Source organism: Streptomyces sp. NBC_00464, assembly GCF_036013915.1.
Classification (GTDB): domain Bacteria; phylum Actinomycetota; class Actinomycetes; order Streptomycetales; family Streptomycetaceae; genus Streptomyces.
On the sequence record NZ_CP107899.1, the window covers coordinates 204,660 to 222,677 of the forward strand.

The window sequence follows — 18,018 nt, forward strand, 5'->3', positions numbered from 1 at the left end:
TTGGCCCCCTGCCGGTGGCGGCTAGGCTGACGAAGTTCGCGCTGATCGGCCGGGCCCGGCCGCTCTCTGCCTCATTCCGCGCCTCCGAGGAGCGTCTCTTGCCCGGTCCGACCCCCGATGCCCCTCACGACGCGCGCCCCACGCTGGAGGCGGTGGCGGCCCGCGCCGGAGTGTCCCGGGCGACCGCCTCCCGAGTGGTGAACGGCGGTGCGGGGGTGCGGCAGCCTCTCGTGGACCAGGTCCGCAAGGCGGTCGAGGAGCTCGGCTACATACCGAATCACGCCGCCCGGACCCTGGTGACCCGGCGCAACGGGGCCGTCGCCGTGATCATCGACGAACCCGAGGTCCGGATCTTCTCCGACCCCTTCTTCTCCCAGCACATCCGCGGCATCAGTCGTGAACTCAGCGTGTACGACGCCCAGCTGGTCCTGCTCCTGGTGGAGGGCAGCGGGGACTTCGAGCGGGTCACCCGCTATCTGGCCGGCGGCCATGTCGACGGGGTGCTCGCCTTCTCGCTGCACACCGACGACGAACTGCCCGCGGTCATCAGGAGGTTCCGGGTGCCGACCGTCTACGGTGGCCGGCCGGGGCGGCCCGGCGCGGCCTCGGAGCTCGCGGTCCCCTATGTGGACTGCGACAACCGCGGCGGCGCCCGCGAGGCCGTACGCCACCTGGTCTCGCTCGGCCGCAGGAACATCGCCCACATCGCCGGCCCGCGCGACCAGACATCGGCGCTCGACCGGATCGACGGCTACGCCGACGTGCTGCCCGACGGCGATCCCGCCCTGGTCGCGGACGGCGACTTCACCACCGAGGGCGGCGCCCGGGCGATGACACAGTTGCTGGAGCGACGGCCGGAACTGGACGCCGTATTCGCCGCCAACGATCTGATGGCCTCCGGCGCCCTGCGGGTGCTGCGCGAACACGGCCGCCGGGTACCGCAGGACGTGGCCCTGGTCGGGTTCGACGACATGGAGTCGGTTGCCGACGCCACCGATCCGCCCCTGACGACGGTCCGTCAGGATGTAGTGGGAATGGGCAGGTTGATGGTACGGCTCCTGATGGAGCGACTCAACGACGGGACCTCCGGCGGCGATTCGGTGATCACGCCGACCGAGCTGATCCGGCGCGCCTCGGCGTGATGCCCGGCGGCGCGGAGTCCGGGCCGGCAACCGGTCAGCGGACTCCGCGCCGCCGCACGTCACGGTGGGCCGCCCGTGCGCGCCGGGCCCGCGGCAGATACCTCAGCCGTTCCGGCAGCACCGGCACGACCACCCGTACCACGGTGCAGAACCGCCGCAGTCTGCGCTCCTGCGTGTCCGTCCACTCCAGGCCGATCGCCTCGCGTGCGTCCGGCGGCATGAGCCCGACGGTGAGGAAGCTGCGGAACCCTGCCAGCGGCGGCAGCAGCACCGGCCACAGGGCCCGCAGCAGCAACCGGAGCACCAGGGGCCCCCGGTCCGGGGGCGGCACGGGAACACCCGTGGCGACGAGCTCCTCGACGACGACGGTCCGTTCGACCTCGTCCGCGAGCATGCCGCGGTAATAGGGCCAGAACTCCTCGATCGTCTGCGGCATGTCCCGGTCGTGGATCCCGAGCACCCGGCCCACCTGCAGCCACTCCCGGTACAGCGCCCGCTCCTGCTCCCGGCCGAGCGGACGGACGAGGTAGCGCGCCCCGTGCCGGAACACCGGAAAGCCCGTCGCGTGCACCCATGCGTAGTTCGCCGGTGACAGCGCGTGGTACGGGCGGCCGCGGGTGTCCGTGCCCTGAATGGTGCGGTGCAGCCGACGGAGCCTGCGCCCCTCCTCGGCGGCCTCCTCGCCGCCGTACACCCAGAGTTGGAGCGAGCTCAGGGAGCGTTCCCCGCGCCCCCACGGGTCCGTGCGGAAGACGGAGTGTTCGTCGACGCCCGCACCGACCGCGGGGTGGGCCACCTGAAGGGTGAGGGCCGCCGGCAGCATCAGCAGGGCCCGGACGTCGCCGGCCAGGCTCCACAGCACTCCGCCGGGCGGCGGCGGTGCGGGATCAGCGCCCCTGTCCTTCTCGCTGCTCATGCGGCACTCCCGACGGTCGACGGGCACACGGCTCGGCGCCCGCCCCCTGTGTGATCCAGTATGCGAGCGCCTCGGGAGTCGCGCGCACCGACCCCTGGAAGGCCCCGGACAGGACCCGGGCCGGACCCGCCCCGGACCCGCCGCCGACCCGCCGCGGACTCACTGCAGACGACGGTGACGGCGGTGTTGACGGGACTCGTGAAACAAGTCGATAGTATTTGTAACTTTGACTCCCCAGCCAGATGGTCCCTCATATTCCTTGCACCACAGGTGAGTTGACCTGTCGGACAGCGACAACCCGCAACAGCGGCCCCGCAGGGAGTCGGCACACGGACAGGAGAGCGCATCATGGGCCGGTACAGCCGTCTGCACGAGATACGCCGGATGGATCCGGCGCGCGACTACGCCGAGATCCTTCGGCTGATCTCCCAGTACGAGTTCCCCTGGGACTACCGGCAGGGGGTGAGCGTCGCCTTCCTCCGGGACTACGGCGTCCCGCGGATCTCCGTGCTTCTCGACCGGACCCAGGAGTTCGAACGGGCCGGGCAGAAGCGGTACGACGACACGGTGCTGATCGGGTACGAGATGGCCGCCGAGGGCTTCGACTCGGAGCGCGCGCGGGCGGCCGCGCGCCATCTGAACCGGATCCACGGAAAGTACAGCATCCCGAACGACGACTTCCGCTACGTCCTGGCAACCACGGTCGTGGGCCCGAAACGCTGGATCGACCGGTTCGGCTGGCGCCCTCTGTGCACCCAGGAGGTGCAGGCGCTGGTGGAGGTCGGCCGCAAGATGGCCTCGGTCATGGGCATCGCGGATGTGCCCGACACATACGAGGGGTTCGAGCGGCTCCTCGACTCCTACGAGGAGCAGATGTTCGCGTACGACCCGGCCAACCGGCGGGTCGCGAACGCCTCCTTCCGCGTCATGGCCGGCTGGTATCCGCGTCCGTTACGGCCCCTGGTGGCCAGGTTCTCGCTCGCCCTGCTCGACGAGCCGCTGCTCAGGGCGCTGGGCTTCCGGCCGCAACCGCAGTGGGCGCAGGCCTCGGCCTCGGCAGCCCTGCGCCTGCGCGCCCGGTGCGTACGCCGGCTGCCGGCCCGGCCGCGCCGCTTCCCCTCGCGCCCGCAGCCCCGTTCGTACCCCTTCGGCTGGCGGCTCGACGACCTCGGACCGCACTGGGCCCGCAACCGCCCCCTGGAGCCGCTGCCCGACGAGGCCGGCGGGACCCCCGACGGCTCTAACCGGCAGCGAGCAGCGGCACCAGATAGCGGCGGGCGAACTCCCGCACCTGAGTGTCGTCGTCGAGCTGGAAACAGCTGACGGGGCTGAGGAGGAAGGAGACGGTGATCCGCACCATCAGTTCGGCCACCGGGGTCGGATCGGTCGCCGGCCGGCCCTCCGCTCGCCGGGCCTCACGCAGCCGGTCGGCCAGGTACCCGCGGATGGCGAGGAAGGCCGGGCCGCTCTCCAGGGTCAGGAAGGGCAGCATGGTCTCGGGCTCCAGCCGCAGCAGACCACCGATGAGCGGATGCTCGCGGATGTGGCGCAGAACCGCGGTGAAGCCCTCGACGAGCCGGTCCTCCGTCGTCGGCAGGGCGGCCACCGCATTGTCCACCTCCACCAGGAAGCGGCGGTACTCACGCAGCAGACAGGCGGAGACGAGGCTGTCCTTGTTGCCGATCCGCCGGTACACGGTCACCCGCGAGACCCTGGCACGCTTGGCGACGTCGTCGACGGTGGAGCGGCGCAGCCCGAAGGTCATGAACTGCTCGCGTGCGGCGTCCAGGATCTGCTCGCTCAGCGCGTCGGACGGCGGCGCCGCGCTGAGCGCCACCGCCAGCCGTGTCCCGTCGGTGCTCCGTGCCGTCATGGGCCCTCCCCGTTCCGCCGCTGCCACTCCCACCATAGAAGTCGTTACGGAGTGACTCACCCCGTAACTCTGTAACAACGCGGGCAGGGCGCCCACCGGAGTCCGGTGGGCGCCCTGCCGGGGGTGCGGTACCGCGGCCGGGGCCTACTCGCAGCCGGCGGCTGGCGGAACGGCGTCGTGCACGCATGCGGCTCAGCACAGAGCGGGCTACGGGATCCGGTGTTGACTGAGTGACTCTTTCGGGTTCGCTCCAAGCAGCCTTGGATTCTAGGCTGGCTTGGTGTCGACGAACGCTCAGGGGCCCGGCGGTTCGCGGCCGTGTACCGCTCGCCGAAGTGCAAGGTGAGGGCCTGGCGGCGGCGGAAGGATCCGTTCGCAGTCAGAAGTGTCTTGCCGAACGCCCGAGTTCTGAGAGGACTTCCGCGGACGGCGACCTACGGAAAAGCACCACGCTCAGGGGCTCTCGCAGAACTCGTACAGATGGCCATTTATGCGAGTCCGCAGGGCGTGCAGGTTCTCGCGGTAGAGGTCGGGCGAGAGCGACCGGCGGCATGGGGGCCGGGGATCCTGGCGGTGCCAGTGGCGGCTGCGCGGCCGGGGTCGATGGTGCGGTGCGCAGGGACTCTTCGTCGAGGAGCACCGTCGGCCGTCGCTGTCTCAGCTGGATCGCTGGGGGATGGTGACCAGGGTGCGGCCGCGGCCGCCGGCGTCGACGCGGTCGTGTGCCTTGGCCATCTCCTCCAGCGGGAAACGGTCGCCGATGTCCACCGTGAGGGCGCCTGCGGCGGCTGCGGCAGTGAGGTCACGGGCGGCCTGCCTCCTGGCCGCGGCGGGGAAGTCGTCGCTGCCGAGCAGGCGGAGGGTGACGTTGTTGAACAGCAGCGGCCAGAAGGGGATCTCTGTCTGGTCGGCGCGGGTGGCGTAGGCGGCGATGACCGCGTCGTTCGCGGCAACGGCGCAGTCCAGGTCGGCGTTGTCGGACAGGGACACCTCGACGATGCGGTGGACTCCCTTGGGTGCGTACGTGCGGATCTCCGCCGCCGGGTCGCCTGAGTCGAGGGCGACGGCGTGCGCTACCACGGAGGGGTCGATGCGGTGCAGGTCCTCCCCGCGCCGGACGGTGGCGAGCACAGTGGCACCTGCCCAGTGAGCGAGCTGGGCGGCCAGGGAGCCGACCCCGCCGAGCACACCGTGCACCAGGACGAGCTTTCCGTCGACCGGGCCGTCGGCGAATACGGTGCGGTGCGCGGTGATGCCGGGGATGCCCAGGCTCGCCCCGAGCTCGTCGCCGAGGTGGTCGGGCAGGGAAGCGGTCAGGTCGGCGGGGACGACGGTGTACTGGGCGGCGGTGCCGAAGGGCCGGTAGGACTGGGCGCCGTATACCCAGACCCGCTGCCCGACGCAGCGTGCGTCCACGCCTTCTCCTACGGTGTCGACGACCCCGGCGGCGTCGCTGTGCGGGATCACGCGTTGAAAGGGCATCGTCGAGCCGAGCCAGCCGCGCCGTTTCTTGGTGTCGCCGGGGTTGACGCCCGAGACGGTGACACGGACGCGTACCTCACCGGGTCCGGGGATGGGATCAGGGAGTTCGCCGACGTGCAGGACATCGGCGGCGGGTCCCTGGTCGTCGTACCAGGAAGCAAGCATGGAGGTACCTCCGTGGGCGGTCAGCTCGCGGGAGCAGCGGGAGCATGGGGGTCACTTTCGGTGACCGAGGTGTCGAGTGCGGGCGGTTTCTCGCCGAGGGCCTCGCGCAGCCAGGTCCGTTCGGCGCGGCTGGTGGCGCGGGCGGTGAGCAGCATGCCGCGCCGGTAGGGGTCGGTGATCTCCTCGGCACGCAGGGGCCGGTCATTGTCGTAGAAGAAGCTCGCCGGTTCTTCCAGGAACTCCAGCCGTCTGCGCAGCACCGCGTGCTGTTCGGCCTCGTCCGGCAGGTGGGAGAGAAATGCCAGGACGATGTAGAACCGGGTGAAGTCGGTGATCTCGTGGTCAGCGGGCTTGCGTAGACGCTGCATCATGTCGGCCCGCCCGGCCACTGTCAGGCTGAGCACGTACCGGGCCGCCCCCGCGGCCGGGTCGGCGCGCCGCTCGATCAAGCCCGCCCTGGTCAGACGGTTGATCGCCGGATACAGGCTGCCGTCGCTGACCGGCCGCGTGTAGCCAGTCAGCCGTGAGACACGGCGGCGCAGCTCGTGTCCGGACAGGGAGCCCTCAGCCAAGAAGCCGAGTATCGCTAGTTCCAGCATGGCCCCATTCTCGCACAGATACATCGAATCGATGTAAACATCGATTCGATGTTAGGGTCCGTACCTGCACCGTAGGGCGAGCGGGCCTCAGGGTGGTGGGCGAGGAGGACGCCACCGCGCTCGTCGAGCACGCGGGCGCAGCTCCGAGCGCAGGCGTGGACGGCTTCATTGGCTGCGCGTTCGATACCCCTGACCCCAGAGATCATTCCTGGTTGTCCTCGAAGCTGAGCAGGGCGGGCATGTGCCTGGCCGGCACAAAGGTGCACACCTCGTCCTTCGCCTGGCGCTGCATGGTCACCAGACGTCGCCGGACCGCCGCCGGACCGGACAGCACCTCCACCGGGGCACCGGTGCCGTACGTCTGCGCGGAGCGGTGGCGCTCGGAGAGGTCACCGACGAGCGACTCGACCCGGTGCAGTGCCGAGCGCCTGGATTCCAGGAGCGGCCCGAGCGCGAGGACGGGCGGGGCAGCCCGGTAGCGCACAGCCCCGCCGGACTCCGGCCGGTCGGCGCCGGCGAGCCCGCGTTCGACGAGGGAGGCAAGGGCTCCGGCCACCACCTCATCGCTCAACGGGCGCACGAGTGCGCCCGGTTCGCAGTCCGGGCGGTCCACGAGCAGACGGTAGACCGCGTCCTCGTCCGGCCCGAGGCCGAGCAACGTCAGCAGTGACGCGTCCACCGGGCCGCCCGGTCCTACGCCGTCCGACCGGACCGGCTCCCCACCCCGCTTCTCGGCAACCCCCACGCCCCACCCCTGCCTTCCTGCCTGCCGCATCGACGGCGCCAGGCTATCCGTCACGATCCGGACGCAGAGCGCCTAATCGAAGTCGTACACCGTCACCGGTATGTCCCGTCCGGTCAGCCGCTTCTCGATCAGGGGCTCGATCCGGGACCACTTCCCGCCCGCCAGCCCGCAGCCGATCCGCGGCATGTGGACCGAGGCCCCCAGCTCAAGGGCCCGGTCGGCCACAGCCCCCAGAGCCGTGTCGATCGCCTCGTAACGCACCGGGACCCCGTTGCTCCCCGTGCGCATGCCTCGCTGGCCCACGGTGTTCGCCACCCAGATGTACGGGCTCACCTGCACGAACTGCACGGCGCCGAGGGCGAAGTCGTTGCCCGAGCGCTCGCGGTGCCATCGGCGATAGGCCGCTTCGGGTTCGGGCCAGCGACGCGAGAGGGCCAGGACGAACCCCTTGCCCCAGCCGCCGAGGTCGTTGCAGACATGCACGATCAGCTTGACGCCCTTGCCGTGGGGGGAGGTCGCGTCGCCGCGTACGTAAGTGATCTCGGACATGGGATCAGGCTAGACGGGCCCACTGACATCCAGGCTCTTTCACATCATTGGTGAGACAGCAATACTGTTGCACCGGAGGGCGCATGCACCCGGCAACCCATCCGCAGGCGGACACGAGGAGCAGACATGGCGACCGAGGGCGAGGAGCCGAAGCTCACCGTCGACGAACTGGCGGCACGCGCCGGGGTGACCGTGCGCACGGTGCGCTTCTACAGCACCCGTGGGCTGCTGCCGCCTCCGGTCATCGGGCCGCGCCGGGTCGGGCACTACGGGCACGAGCACCTCTCCCGGCTGGCGCTCATCGAGGAACTCCAGCACCAGGGCATGACGCTCGCCGCGATCGAACGCTATCTGGAGCAGTTGCCGCCCGATCTGAGCGCCCACGATCTGGCCATCCACCGGGCCCTGGTGGCGTCGTGGGCGCCCGATTCGGCGGAGGAGGCGACCCGTGCGGAGTTGGAACGGCGCTCGGGGCGGCCGCTGTCGCCGGAGGACATCGACCGGCTGGCCGCGATGGGAGTGCTGGAGCGGTCCGGAGCGGATGACGGTGTGTACCGGGTGGACCCGGGCCTGCTGCGGCTCGGCGTGGAACTGCTCGACGTGCCGATCGCACACGAGACGATCCTCGCCGCCCGTACGGTCCTGCTGGAACACACCCGCTCGGTCGCGCACGAGCTCAGCCGGCTGTTCCGGGACGAGGTGTGGGGTCCGTACCGGGAACGGGAGTCGGATCCGGAGCACCTCAAGGCGATGAAGTCGCTGTCCGCGCACATGCAGCCACTCGTGCTGCAGGCACTGGTGACCGCCTTCCAGCGCTCGCTCAAGGAGGAGCTGCGGGCCGCCTTCGCGGCCGAGTAGCACCCTGACGGGCCGCACCACCGAGCATGAGGTGGTGCGGCCCGTCGGGAGTGTCGTCAGTCGTGGAAGGTCTCGCCCTTCTCCGCCTTCTCCACGAGCAGCGCGGGCGGCAGGAACCGGTCCCCGTACCGTTCGGCGAGTTCCCGGCTGCGGGCCACGAAGCCGGGCAGGCCGCCCTCGTAACCGTTGATGTACTGGAGCACGCCGCCGGTCCATGCGGGGAAGCCGATGCCCATGATGGAGCCGATGTTGGCGTCGGCGACGGTGATCAGGACGTTCTCCTCCAGGCAGCGGACACTGTCCAGGGCCTCGGAGAAGAGCATCCGCTCCTGCATGTCGGTGAAGGAGATGTCCGTGTCCGGCTTCGTGCTGTGCCCACCCGGGGAGCGACCCCCAAAACCCCCGAAATGCTCGCGCAGCCCGGGCCACAGGCGGGTGCGCCTGCCGTTCTCGTCGTACTCGTAGAAGCCGCCGCCGCCGCTGCGGCCGGGGCGGCCGAACTCGTCGACCATCCGGTCGATGACCACGTCCGCGGGGTGGGCGGCCCAGCTGCCACCCGCCTCCTCGACGGCCTTGCGGGTCTCGTTGCGGATCTTGCGGGGCAGGGTGAGCGTCAGCTCGTCCATCAGGGAGAGCACCTTGGCCGGGTAGCCCGCCTGGGCGGCGGCCTGCTCGACGGAGGCCGGCTCGACGCCCTCGCCGACCATGGCGACGCCCTCGTTGATGAACTGGCCGATGACGCGCGAGGTGAAGAAGCCGCGTGAGTCGTTGACGACGATCGGCGTCTTCTTGATGCGGCGGACGAGGTCGAAGGCGCGGGCCAGAGCCTCGTCACCGGTCTTCTCGCCCTTGATGATCTCGACCAGCGGCATCTTGTCGACGGGCGAGAAGAAGTGCAGCCCGATGAAGTCGACGGGGCGCGAGACCCCTTCGGCCAGAACCGTGATGGGCAGCGTGGAGGTGTTGGAGCAGAGCAGGGCGTCCGGCTCGATGATGTCCTGGATCTCCTGGAACACCTTGTGCTTGAGCGCGGTGTCCTCGAAGACGGCCTCGATGACGGCGTCGCAGCCCGCGAGGTCGGCCGGGTCGCCGGTCGGGGTGATGCGGGCCAGCAGCTCGTCCCGCTTGGCCTCGGTCGTACGGCCCCGGGAGAGCGCCTTGTCGAGCAGCTTCTCGCTGTACGCCTTGCCCTTCGCGGCGGCCTCCGTGGAGACGTCCTTGAGGACGACGTCGATGCCGGCCCGGGCGCAGGAGTACGCGATGCCCGCACCCATCATCCCGGCGCCGAGGACGGCGACCTTGCGGACCTGACGCTCCTCGATGCCCTTGGGGCGGCTGGCGCCGGAGTTGACGGCCTGGAGGTCGAAGAAGAACGCCTGGATCATGTTCTTCGAGACCTGGCCGGTGACCAGCTCGGTGAAGTAGCGGGCCTCGATGGTGAGCGCGGTCTCGAAGTCGACCTGCGAGCCCTCGACGGCCGCGGCCAGGATGTTGCGCGGCGCGGGCATGGGCGCACCGGCGAGCTGCTTCTTCAGGTTGGACGGGAAGGCCGGCAGGTTGGCGGCGAACTTGGGGTTCGACGGGGTGCCGCCGGGGATCCGGTAGCCCTTCACGTCCCAGGGCTGCTGGGACTCGGGGTTGGCGTCGATGAAGGCGCGGGCCTTCTCCAGCATCTCCTCGCGGGAGGTGGCGACCTCGTGGACCAGCCCGTTCTCCAGGGCGCGCTGCGGGGTGTACTGGGTGCCCTGGAGCAGCACCTTGAGCAGCGCGTCGGCGATGCCCATGAGGCGTACGGTGCGGGTGACGCCGCCGCCTGCGGGCAGCAGGCCGAGGGTGACCTCGGGCAGGCCGATGCGGGAGCCGGGGGCGTCGAGGGCGATGCGGTGGTGGGAGGCGAGGGCGATCTCGTAACCGCCGCCGAGGGCAGCGCCGTTGATGGCCGCGACGACGGGCTTGCCGAGGGTCTCGATGCGGCGCAGCGACCGCTTGATCGCGGTGCCGGCGTCGAACGCGGCCTGCGCGTTCTCGGGGCCGATCCTGATCATGTCCTTGAGGTCGCCGCCCGCGAAGAAGGTCTTCTTGGCGGAGGCGTAGATGATGCCCCGGATGGAGTCCTTCTCGGCCTCGGCCCGGTCGGCGACGGCCTCGATGGAGTCCCGGAACGCCTGGTTCATCGTGTTGGCGGACTGGTTGGGGTCGTCGAGTACGAGGGTGACGACGCCGGTCTCGTCCTGTTCCCAGCGGATGGTCGTGCTCTCGGTCATGTGTCTGTCTTCTCCGTAGGAAGGTGGACGGTCAGAGACGCTCGATGACGGTGGCGATGCCCATGCCGCCGCCCACGCAGAGGGTGGCGAGGCCGTAGCGCTTGTCCTGACGCTCCAGTTCGTCGATGAGCGTGCCGAGGATCATCGCGCCGGTGGCGCCGAGCGGGTGGCCGAGCGCGATGGCGCCGCCGTTGACGTTGATCTTGTCGAGCGAGAGCCCCATGTCACAGGCGAAGCGCAGGACGACGCCGGCGAATGCCTCGTTGATCTCGACGAGGTCGATGTCGTCGATGGTCAGCCCGGCCTTGGCGAGCGCCTTGCGGGTGGCGGGTGCGGGGCCGGTGAGCATGATGGTGGGCTCGGAGCCGGAGACGGCGGCGGAGACGATCCGGGCGCGCGGGGTGAGTCCGTAGCGCTCGCCGATCTCCTTCGAGCCGATCGCGACGAGGGCGGCGCCGTCGACGATGCCGGAGGAGTTGCCCGCGTGGTGGACGTGGTCGATCTTCTCCACCCAGTGGTACTTCTGCAGCGCCACCGCGTCGAAGCCGCCCATCTCGCCGATCGCCGCGAACGACGGCTTGAGCGCGGCGAGGGAGTCGGCGGTGGTGCCGGGGCGCATGTGCTCGTCGTGGTCGAGGACGACGAGGCCGTTGCGGTCCTTGACGGGGACGACGGAACGCGCGAAGCGGTTGTCCTTCCACGCCTCGGCGGCCCGCTCCTGCGACAGTGCGGCGAACTCGTCGACGTCGCGGCGCGAGAAGCCCTCGATGGTCGCGATGAGGTCGGCGCCGATGCCCTGCGGTGCGAACCCGGTCTCGTAGTTCGTCATCGGGTCCATCGCCCAGGCGCCGCCGTCGGAGCCCATCGGGACACGGGACATCGACTCGACGCCGCCCGCGAGGATGAGGTCCTCCCAGCCCGAACGGACCTTGGCCGCCGCCAGGTTGACGGCCTCCAGGCCGGAGGCACAGAAGCGGTTCTCCTGGACTCCGGCGACGGTGTCGGGAAGTCCGGCCGCGATCGCGGCGACGCGCGCGATGTCGGACCCCTGGTCGCCGAGCGGGCTGACCACGCCGAGGACGATGTCGTCGATGGCTGCCGGGTCCAGTCCCGGGAAGCGGCCCCGGAGCTCGTGGATCAGTCCGACGACGAGGTCGATCGGCTTGGTGCCGTGCAGGGCCCCGTTGGCCTTGCCGCGGCCGCGCGGGGTGCGGATCGCGTCGTAGACGAATGCTTCGGTACTCAAGACAGCTGCCTTTCGAGGGTGGTTGCGCAACAGGGGTGACGGGGCCTGGTCAGGCGAGCAGCGAGCGGCCGATGATCTCCTTCATGATCTCGGTCGTGCCGCCGTAGATGGTCTGGATCCGGCCGTCGGTGAAGGCCCTGGCCACCGGGAACTCCGACATGTAGCCGTATCCGCCGTGCAGTTGGAGGCAGCGGTCGGCGACGCGCTTCTGCAGTTCGGTCGCCCACCACTTCGCCATGGAGGCGTGTACGGCGTCGAGCTTCCCGTCCGAGTGGTCGACGATGCACCGGTCGAGGAAGGCGCGAGTGACGGCGCACTCAGTGGCCATCTCGGCGATCTCGAAGCGGATGTGCTGGAGCTTGGAGAGCGGCCGTCCGAAGGCCTCGCGCTCCTTGACGTAGGTGGTGGTGATCTCCAGGAGGTGCTCGGCGGCGGCGATCCCGGCGACGGCTATGCCCATCCGTTCCTGGGCCAGGTTGGTCATCAGGTGGATGAAGGCGCCGTCGAGTTCACCGAGGAGGTTCTCCTTGGGGACACGCACGTCGTGGAAGAACAGCTCGGCGGTGTCCTGGGACTTCTGGCCGATCTTGTCGAGGTTGCGGCCCCGCTCGAAGCCCTCGGCGCCGCGCTCGACGACGATCAGCGAGAGGCCCTTCGCGCCGCCGTCCGGGGTGGTCTTCGCGACGACGACCACCAGGTCGGCGAGGATGCCGTTGGAGATGAACGTCTTGGATCCGTTGATCAGCCAGTGGTCGCCCCGGTCCTCGGCGGTGGTGCGGATGCCCTGGAGGTCGGAGCCCGCGCCGGGTTCGGTCATCGCGATGGCGGTGATGATCTCGCCGCTGCAGAAGCCGGGCAGCCAGCGCCGCTTCTGCTCCTCGGTGGCGAGGCCGGTCAGGTAGGGGCCGATGATGTCGTTGTGCAGCCCGAGCGCCAGGCCTGGGGTGCCGGCCCGGGTGAACTCCTCGGCGAGGACGGCGCTGTAGCGGAAGTCGGTGTTCCCGCCGCCCCCGTACTCCTCGGGTACGGCGAGGCCGAGCAGCCCCTGCCGTCCGGCGGCGAGCCATGCCTCGCGCGAGACGATGCCGTCCTTCTCCCACTGTTCGTAGTGCGGGAGGACCTCCTTCGTCAGGAAGGTGCGGACGGTCTCGCGGAACGCGTCGTGCTCCTCGGTGAAGATCTGCCGCTGCATCAGTCGGTCGTGTCCTTCCGGGTGGTCCGCAGGGCCGGCACACCCCAGTCCGCGGCAACTGCCTCGGTGTCCGCGCCCGGCAGCGCCGGTCCGCTCTGCACCGAGGCGGGCGTGGCCGAGAACCGGGGCGCGGGCGCGGGCTGGATAAGTGCGCCGTGCTCGACGAAGGTGGAACGGGCGGCGAGGTGCGGGTGGTGCGGTGCCTCGCGAAGAGAGAGAACGGGTGCCACACAGGCGTCCGAGCCGTCGAAGACCTCGGTCCACTCGGTGCGGGTACGGGTGCGGAACCGGGCGGCGACGACGCTGCGCAGCTCGTCCCAGCGGACGATATCGCCCCGGTCGGGGGCCGTGTCCCCGATGCCCAGGAGCTCGGTGAACTCCGCGTAGAACCGCTTCTCCAGCGGGCCGACGGCCATGTACTCGCCGTCCGCGGTCTCGTACGAGCCGTAGAAGGGGCATCCGCCGTCCAGCAGGTTGGAGCCGCGCCGGTCCTGCCAGCCGCCTGCTTGCAGCATGCCGTGGATCATCATGGTGAGGTGTGCGGTGCCGTCGACGATCGCCGCGTCGACGACCTGTCCGCTGCCGCCGGGGGTCCGCGCGTGCTGGAGGGCTGCGAGGACGCCGACGACGAGGTAGAGCGAGCCGCCCGCGTAGTCGCCGAGGAGATTGGCCGGCACGACGGGCGGCTCCCCCGGCTTGCCGATCATGGAGAGGGCGCCGGTGACGGCGATATAGGCGATGTCGTGGCCCGCCCGTTCGGCGAGCGGACCGTCCTGGCCCCACCCGGTCATGCGTCCGTAGACGAGCTGCGGATTGCGGGCCAGGCAGACGTCCGGGCCCACACCCAGGCGTTCGGCGACGCCGGGCCGGTACCCCTCGATCAGGACGTCGGCGCGCTCGACGAGATCCAGGACCGTGTCCGGGCCGGATGCGGCCTTGAGGTCGATGAGGACGGAGCGCTTGTTGCGGTTGGTGAGGTCACCGGCCGGATCGATGCCGAGGCCGGCGCCGCCGGGCCGGTCGACCCTCACCACGTCGGCGCCCAGATCGGCCAGGAGCATCGCGGCGAACGGACCGGGCCCGATGCCCGCCAGCTCGACCACGCGAACCCCGGCCAGCGGGCCGCGCGGGCCCTGCGAGCCGTTCTCTGTCGTTGCCATCGAGCCCCCAGCGGTGTGACACAACCGATGTAACATCGATGATGCTAAGAACGCACCGCGCTCCGCACAACCCCTTGGGGCGAGCAAGCGCTTAGTTCTTTCCCCGGGATCCTCCCTCACGAAGCCTCCCCGGCCGCACACCGCCACGTCCGGCTCCGCTACCCTCTGCCTGCTACATCGGCGCCGGCCCCTGCGGAGGCACTCATGAACAGGCAGAACGGGGCATCACGCCCTTATGACGTGGTCCTCTTCGGTGCCACCGGATTCGTGGGTGTGCTCACCGCCGAGTATCTGGCAGCACACGCCCCGGACGGCTGCCGCTGGGCCCTCGCCGGCCGCAACCGCGCCAAGCTGGAACAGCTGCGCAACCGCCTCACCGCCCTGCATCCGCACTGCGCGGACCTCCCCCTGGTGCACGCCGACGCGGACGACGCGGACTCCCTTCGCGAACTGGCCGAGTCCACCCATGTGGTGGCCACGACCGTCGGCCCGTACGTCTGGTACGGGGAGAAGCTGGTCGCCGTCTGCGCCGAGGCCGGGACGGACTACACCGACCTCTCGGGTGAACCGGAGTTCGCCGACCGGATGTATCTGGATCACGACGCCCGGGCCCGCGAGACCGGGGCCCGGCTCGTGCACGCCTGCGGCTTCGACTCCGTTCCGCACGATCTCGGGGTGTACTTCACGGTCCGGCAGCTCCCCGAGGACGTCCCGCTGCGCATCGACGGATTCGTCCGCTCCAACGCCGTCTTCTCGGGCGGTACGTTCGCCTCCGCCCTCACCGCCATGGGCCGCGGCCCGCAGATGCTGAGCGCCGCCAGGGAACGCCGGCTGCACGAGCCGCGCCTGGTGGCCCGCCGCGCCCGAGCCCCGCTGGGCGGGCCGCGCTTCAGCACGGAGACCGGTACGTGGGCACTTCCGCTGCCGACGCTCGACGCGCAGATCGTGGAGCGCTCGGCCCGCGCACTCCCCCGCTACGGCCCCGACTTCCGCTACCGGCACTACGCCTCGGTCAAGCATCTGCCGGTGGCCCTCGGGGGCACCGCGGCGCTGGGCGCCCTGCTCGGCGCGGCGCAGCTGCCGGCCGTACGCAACTGGCTCATGGACCGCTACGAACCCGGGTCGGGCCCGGACGCGGAGCGCCGCCTGCGGAGCTGGTTCACGGTCCGGTTCGTCGGCGAGGGCGGTGGCCGCCGGGTCTTCACGGAGGTGTCGGGCGGCGACCCGGGCTACGACGAGACGGCGAAGATGCTGGCGGAGTCGGCGCTGTGCCTGGCACTGGACGAGCTCCCGCCGACCTCGGGGCAGGTCACCACGGCAGTCGCGATGGGTGACGCGCTGCTGGAACGGCTGCGCGGGGCCGGTCTGCGCTTCCGGGTGGCGGCGGTCCGCTGACCCGCCACCGGGCGGAAGCGTCCTAGAAGATCCAGGAGGCCAGGGTGTAGAGCATCGCCCCGGCCCACACGAGGCCGACCGCACCCCCGATCAGCATGCCCAGCGCCACACGGCGCTGAGCGGGGTGGAGGGGGGCGGTTCGGACGGTTGAGCGAGTTGCGTTCATGTGTCCAGAGTGCCGACCATGATCGGCCGGCGCTATCCGTACGGATACTCAGACGCCCTGACACCACGCCCGCAGCAGCCCTCAGGCGGTGGCCTCCCGGAGCGCACGCCGGCACAGCGCGTCGGCCCGACGCGTGGTCTCCGGCTGACGGAAGTCGCGGGCCAACAGCAGCGTGTGCGCGCACGCGTTGTCCAGGCCGGTGCGGTGTCCGACCGAGACGTACACCGGTTTGGTGCCGTCCTGGGTGCGCAGCGCCTGCCCCACCTCCTCGTCCCCGTCGAGCAGCGGCGACCGGTCGCCGCGGTGGGGGCCGGGCTGTTCGTACGAGAAGGTGAACGGGTTCTTCGCGACGCCGATGACGGGGAGCCCGGTGAGCACGCCCAGATGGCTGGCGAGGCCGAAGCGGCGCGGGTGCGCCCGTCCGTAGCCGTCGCAGACGACGAGACCCGGGTCGAGGGGCAGCGACTCCAGGGCGGCCAGCACGGTGGGTATCTCGCGGAAGGCGAGGAGTCCCGCGATGTAGGGGAAGGTGATCCGCCCGACGGCCGTGGACTCGGCCACCACCTCCAGCGTGGCCGCGTCGAGGACGACGGCTGCCGCCACGACGACGTCGCGCTCGTCGTCGTAGGCGACGTCGACGCCGGTCACCCGGCCGGTTCCCGGCGGCGGCCCCGGCTCGTCGAGCACGACCTCCGTGCGCAGGGTGTCCTGGAGGGCGCGGGCCTCGGCCTCGTCGGCGGGCATCCGAAGTGTTGTCATGATGCCCGTCAGCTTAGGGCGCACCTCCCGTAGCCTTGCGATCATGTTCGTACTTGAGCTGTCCTACACCGCCCCGCTGGACCGCGTCGACGCGGTGATGAAGGATCACGTCGCCTGGCTCGACGCCCAGTACGCGGCTGAGGTGTTCATCGCCTCCGGCCGCAAGAACCCCCGCGACGGCGGGGTGATTCTCGCGGTCGGCGACGAACGGGCCGCGATCGAGGCGCTCGCGGCGTCCGACCCCTTCGTCGTGCACGGCGTCTGCGCGTACCGGATCACGGAGTTCATCGCGACGAAGACCTCGGACGCGCTCGCGCCGTACCGCCAACAGCTCTAGGGAGTGAGCGCGGCCCGCCCCTTTTCGCCGGCTGCCCAGCAGCTCCCGTCCGCGGTGCAGTCGACCGTGTCGTACGACCCGGTGTCGACCGTGCGCCAGGTGTGGCCGCCGTCCGTGGTGAGGTCGGTGCCGGTCGGGCCGACCGCCAGTGCGGCGGACCGGCTGTGCGGCAGCCAGGCGACGCCCGAGCGGTAGGCGGCGGGCGGAGCCTGCGAGGGCTGCCAGTGCCGGCCTCCGTCGAAGGTGACCGCAGAGGCGCGGGGCGACGCCCGGTCGGCGCGGTAGTCGCCGCCGACCGCGATGCCGTGAGTACGGTCCCGGAAGGCGAGGCCGAAGACGCCGCGGGCCGGGTCACCGGCCGGGACCGGCGATGCGGTCGCGGTCCAGGTCAGTCCGCGGTCGCCCGAGTGCAGGACCCGGGCGGTGGCCGCTCCGCCGGTCGCCAGCCAGACATCTTTCGGACCGGAGCTGACCAGGCACTGCCCACTGGCCGCAAATCCCGCCTCGCCCGCCTGGGCCTGCGGCATGCCGGCGCTGGGCAGCACGTCCCAGCTGCGGCCGCCGTCCGCGGTGGACAGGATGCGGAACCGGCCGTCGACCGGGTCGCTCATGGCGAGACCGTGGCGGCTGTCGAAGAAGGTGAGGCAGTCGTAGAAGGCGCGTGCGTCGGCGTTGCGGAAGGACTCGGTCCAGGTGGCCCCGCCGTCGTCCGTGCGCAACACCCGGGAGGCCTCGCCCTCACCGATGGCCAGAGCCACCGCCCGCCGGGCGTCGAAGGCCTCGATGTCGCGGAACTCCAGCTCCGCGTCGGCCGCACCGGGCGGCGAGACGTCGCGCCAGTGCCGGCCACCGTCGGTGGTGCGCAGCACGGTGCCCTTCGAGCCCGCCAGCCAGGCCGTGCGGCTGCTGACGGCCGCGAGGCCGCGGAAGCGGGCGTCGGTTCCCGTGTCGGTGGGCGTCCAGACCGGCCCACGGGCGGGTCCGTGCCGTTCGCCGGGGGTCGCGTGGGCCGCGGGCGCGGCCAGCGCGGCGGCCAGCGCGGCCCCGCACAGTCCCAGTGACATCAGTCGTCGCGTCTTCCCCTTGGCTCTCATGGCGCTGGAAGCTAACCCACGGGCCGCGCCCCGTCCAGGGTGCATCGCCCGTAACGGGGCACATGATCGGGCAGCG

General features: G+C 71.0%; 18 protein-coding genes. 5 read left to right on the top strand and 13 right to left on the bottom strand.

Annotated elements, in window-relative coordinates; genetic code table 11:
* Nucleotides 1-98: 98 nt before the first annotated feature.
* Nucleotides 99-1,142 (top strand): LacI family DNA-binding transcriptional regulator, encoded by a 1,044-nt coding sequence (locus OG912_RS00900; protein ID WP_327707688.1) that lies wholly within the window; start codon nt 99-101, stop codon nt 1,140-1,142.
* 34 nt (nt 1,143-1,176) lie between these two features.
* Here OG912_RS00900 and OG912_RS00905 read toward each other — a convergent pair whose 3' ends face one another.
* Nucleotides 1,177-2,058 (bottom strand): oxygenase MpaB family protein, encoded by an 882-nt coding sequence (locus OG912_RS00905; protein ID WP_327707689.1) that lies wholly within the window; start codon nt 2,056-2,058, stop codon nt 1,177-1,179.
* 348 nt (nt 2,059-2,406) lie between these two features.
* On the opposite strand from OG912_RS00905, the gene OG912_RS00910 reads away from it, so the two are divergent.
* Nucleotides 2,407-3,381 (top strand): oxygenase MpaB family protein, encoded by a 975-nt coding sequence (locus tag OG912_RS00910; protein ID WP_327707690.1) that lies wholly within the window; start codon nt 2,407-2,409, stop codon nt 3,379-3,381.
* Here OG912_RS00910 and OG912_RS00915 read toward each other — a convergent pair.
* The 5 genes from OG912_RS00915 to OG912_RS00935 form a co-directional block, all read right to left on the bottom strand.
* A complete protein-coding gene (locus OG912_RS00915; RefSeq protein ID WP_327707691.1) occupies nt 3,299-3,931 on the bottom strand; it encodes a TetR/AcrR family transcriptional regulator in 633 nt (210 codons plus the stop codon). The two genes, OG912_RS00910 and OG912_RS00915, sit on opposite strands and share 83 nt — an antisense overlap.
* A 657-nt stretch (nt 3,932-4,588) precedes the next feature.
* Entirely contained in the window at nt 4,589-5,578 is a 990-nt protein-coding gene (locus OG912_RS00920; RefSeq protein WP_327707692.1) for an NADPH:quinone reductase, read from the bottom strand.
* Nucleotides 5,579-5,598: 20 nt separating this feature from the next.
* Entirely contained in the window at nt 5,599-6,177 is a 579-nt protein-coding gene (locus tag OG912_RS00925) for a PadR family transcriptional regulator (RefSeq protein ID WP_327707693.1), read from the bottom strand.
* A 202-nt stretch (nt 6,178-6,379) separates the two neighbouring features.
* Nucleotides 6,380-6,922: a hypothetical protein gene (locus OG912_RS00930; protein WP_327707694.1), complete on the bottom strand. Its 543-nt coding sequence runs from the start codon at nt 6,920-6,922 to the stop codon at nt 6,380-6,382.
* A gap of 72 nt (nt 6,923-6,994) precedes the next feature.
* Nucleotides 6,995-7,471 (bottom strand): macro domain-containing protein, encoded by a 477-nt coding sequence (locus OG912_RS00935; RefSeq protein ID WP_327707695.1) that lies wholly within the window; start codon nt 7,469-7,471, stop codon nt 6,995-6,997.
* Nucleotides 7,472-7,597: 126 nt separating this feature from the next.
* Between OG912_RS00935 and OG912_RS00940 the strand changes: the two genes are divergently transcribed.
* A complete protein-coding gene (locus tag OG912_RS00940) occupies nt 7,598-8,329 on the top strand; it encodes a MerR family transcriptional regulator (protein ID WP_327707696.1) in 732 nt (243 codons plus the stop codon).
* A 56-nt stretch (nt 8,330-8,385) separates the two neighbouring features.
* Here OG912_RS00940 and OG912_RS00945 read toward each other — a convergent pair whose 3' ends face one another.
* From OG912_RS00945 to OG912_RS00960, 4 genes are read right to left on the bottom strand one after another with little or no spacing between them, the layout of a single operon-like run.
* Nucleotides 8,386-10,593, bottom strand: a complete 2,208-nt coding sequence (locus OG912_RS00945; protein WP_327707697.1) for a 3-hydroxyacyl-CoA dehydrogenase NAD-binding domain-containing protein — start codon at nt 10,591-10,593, stop codon at nt 8,386-8,388.
* Between the two features lie 31 nt (nt 10,594-10,624).
* Nucleotides 10,625-11,839 carry an acetyl-CoA C-acetyltransferase gene (locus OG912_RS00950; protein ID WP_327707698.1) on the bottom strand — a complete coding sequence of 405 codons (1,215 nt, stop codon included), beginning with the start codon at nt 11,837-11,839 and terminating at the stop codon, nt 10,625-10,627.
* A 49-nt stretch (nt 11,840-11,888) separates the two neighbouring features.
* On the bottom strand, nt 11,889-13,031 hold the full coding sequence (locus OG912_RS00955; protein WP_327707699.1) for an acyl-CoA dehydrogenase family protein: 1,143 nt from the start codon (nt 13,029-13,031) through the stop codon (nt 11,889-11,891).
* On the bottom strand, nt 13,031-14,191 hold the full coding sequence (locus tag OG912_RS00960; protein ID WP_327707700.1) for a CaiB/BaiF CoA transferase family protein: 1,161 nt from the start codon (nt 14,189-14,191) through the stop codon (nt 13,031-13,033). Before OG912_RS00960 ends, OG912_RS00955 begins: the two co-directional genes overlap by 1 nt.
* 204 nt (nt 14,192-14,395) lie before the next feature.
* Between OG912_RS00960 and OG912_RS00965 the strand changes: the two genes are divergently transcribed.
* Nucleotides 14,396-15,586, top strand: a complete 1,191-nt coding sequence (locus OG912_RS00965; RefSeq protein ID WP_327707701.1) for a saccharopine dehydrogenase family protein — start codon at nt 14,396-14,398, stop codon at nt 15,584-15,586.
* A gap of 22 nt (nt 15,587-15,608) precedes the next feature.
* Here OG912_RS00965 and mmpA read toward each other — a convergent pair whose 3' ends face one another.
* Nucleotides 15,609-15,752 carry a morphogenic membrane protein MmpA gene (mmpA, locus tag OG912_RS00970; protein WP_327707702.1) on the bottom strand — a complete coding sequence of 48 codons (144 nt, stop codon included), beginning with the start codon at nt 15,750-15,752 and terminating at the stop codon, nt 15,609-15,611.
* An 81-nt stretch (nt 15,753-15,833) separates the two neighbouring features.
* Entirely contained in the window at nt 15,834-16,511 is a 678-nt protein-coding gene (locus OG912_RS00975; protein ID WP_327707703.1) for an endonuclease V, read from the bottom strand.
* Between the two features lie 43 nt (nt 16,512-16,554).
* On the opposite strand from OG912_RS00975, the gene OG912_RS00980 reads away from it, so the two are divergent.
* Nucleotides 16,555-16,848, top strand: a complete 294-nt coding sequence (locus OG912_RS00980; RefSeq protein WP_327707704.1) for a YciI family protein — start codon at nt 16,555-16,557, stop codon at nt 16,846-16,848.
* On the opposite strand, the gene OG912_RS00985 is transcribed toward OG912_RS00980, so the two are convergent.
* A complete protein-coding gene (locus OG912_RS00985) occupies nt 16,845-17,942 on the bottom strand; it encodes a WD40/YVTN/BNR-like repeat-containing protein (protein ID WP_327707705.1) in 1,098 nt (365 codons plus the stop codon). The two genes, OG912_RS00980 and OG912_RS00985, sit on opposite strands and share 4 nt — an antisense overlap.
* Nucleotides 17,943-18,018 lie beyond the last annotated feature (76 nt).

What these genes read in the sequence shown, in the direction of transcription:
- OG912_RS00905 (WP_327707689.1), bottom strand. Translation starts at nt 2,058, where the DNA reads ATGAGCAGCGAGAAGGACAGGGGCGCTGATCCCGCACCGCCGCCGCCC.
- OG912_RS00910 (WP_327707690.1), top strand. Translation starts at nt 2,407, where the DNA reads ATGGGCCGGTACAGCCGTCTGCACGAGATACGCCGGATGGATCCGGCG.
- OG912_RS00915 (WP_327707691.1), bottom strand. Translation starts at nt 3,931, where the DNA reads ATGACGGCACGGAGCACCGACGGGACACGGCTGGCGGTGGCGCTCAGC.
- OG912_RS00920 (WP_327707692.1), bottom strand. Translation starts at nt 5,578, where the DNA reads ATGCTTGCTTCCTGGTACGACGACCAGGGACCCGCCGCCGATGTCCTG.
- OG912_RS00925 (WP_327707693.1), bottom strand. Translation starts at nt 6,177, where the DNA reads ATGCTGGAACTAGCGATACTCGGCTTCTTGGCTGAGGGCTCCCTGTCC.
- OG912_RS00935 (WP_327707695.1), bottom strand. Translation starts at nt 7,471, where the DNA reads ATGTCCGAGATCACTTACGTACGCGGCGACGCGACCTCCCCCCACGGC.
- OG912_RS00940 (WP_327707696.1), top strand. Translation starts at nt 7,598, where the DNA reads ATGGCGACCGAGGGCGAGGAGCCGAAGCTCACCGTCGACGAACTGGCG.
- OG912_RS00945 (WP_327707697.1), bottom strand. Translation starts at nt 10,593, where the DNA reads ATGACCGAGAGCACGACCATCCGCTGGGAACAGGACGAGACCGGCGTC.
- OG912_RS00955 (WP_327707699.1), bottom strand. Translation starts at nt 13,031, where the DNA reads ATGCAGCGGCAGATCTTCACCGAGGAGCACGACGCGTTCCGCGAGACC.
- OG912_RS00960 (WP_327707700.1), bottom strand. Translation starts at nt 14,191, where the DNA reads ATGGCAACGACAGAGAACGGCTCGCAGGGCCCGCGCGGCCCGCTGGCC.
- OG912_RS00965 (WP_327707701.1), top strand. Translation starts at nt 14,396, where the DNA reads ATGAACAGGCAGAACGGGGCATCACGCCCTTATGACGTGGTCCTCTTC.
- mmpA (WP_327707702.1), bottom strand. Translation starts at nt 15,752, where the DNA reads ATGAACGCAACTCGCTCAACCGTCCGAACCGCCCCCCTCCACCCCGCT.
- OG912_RS00975 (WP_327707703.1), bottom strand. Translation starts at nt 16,511, where the DNA reads ATGACAACACTTCGGATGCCCGCCGACGAGGCCGAGGCCCGCGCCCTC.
- OG912_RS00980 (WP_327707704.1), top strand. Translation starts at nt 16,555, where the DNA reads ATGTTCGTACTTGAGCTGTCCTACACCGCCCCGCTGGACCGCGTCGAC.
- OG912_RS00985 (WP_327707705.1), bottom strand. Translation starts at nt 17,942, where the DNA reads ATGAGAGCCAAGGGGAAGACGCGACGACTGATGTCACTGGGACTGTGC.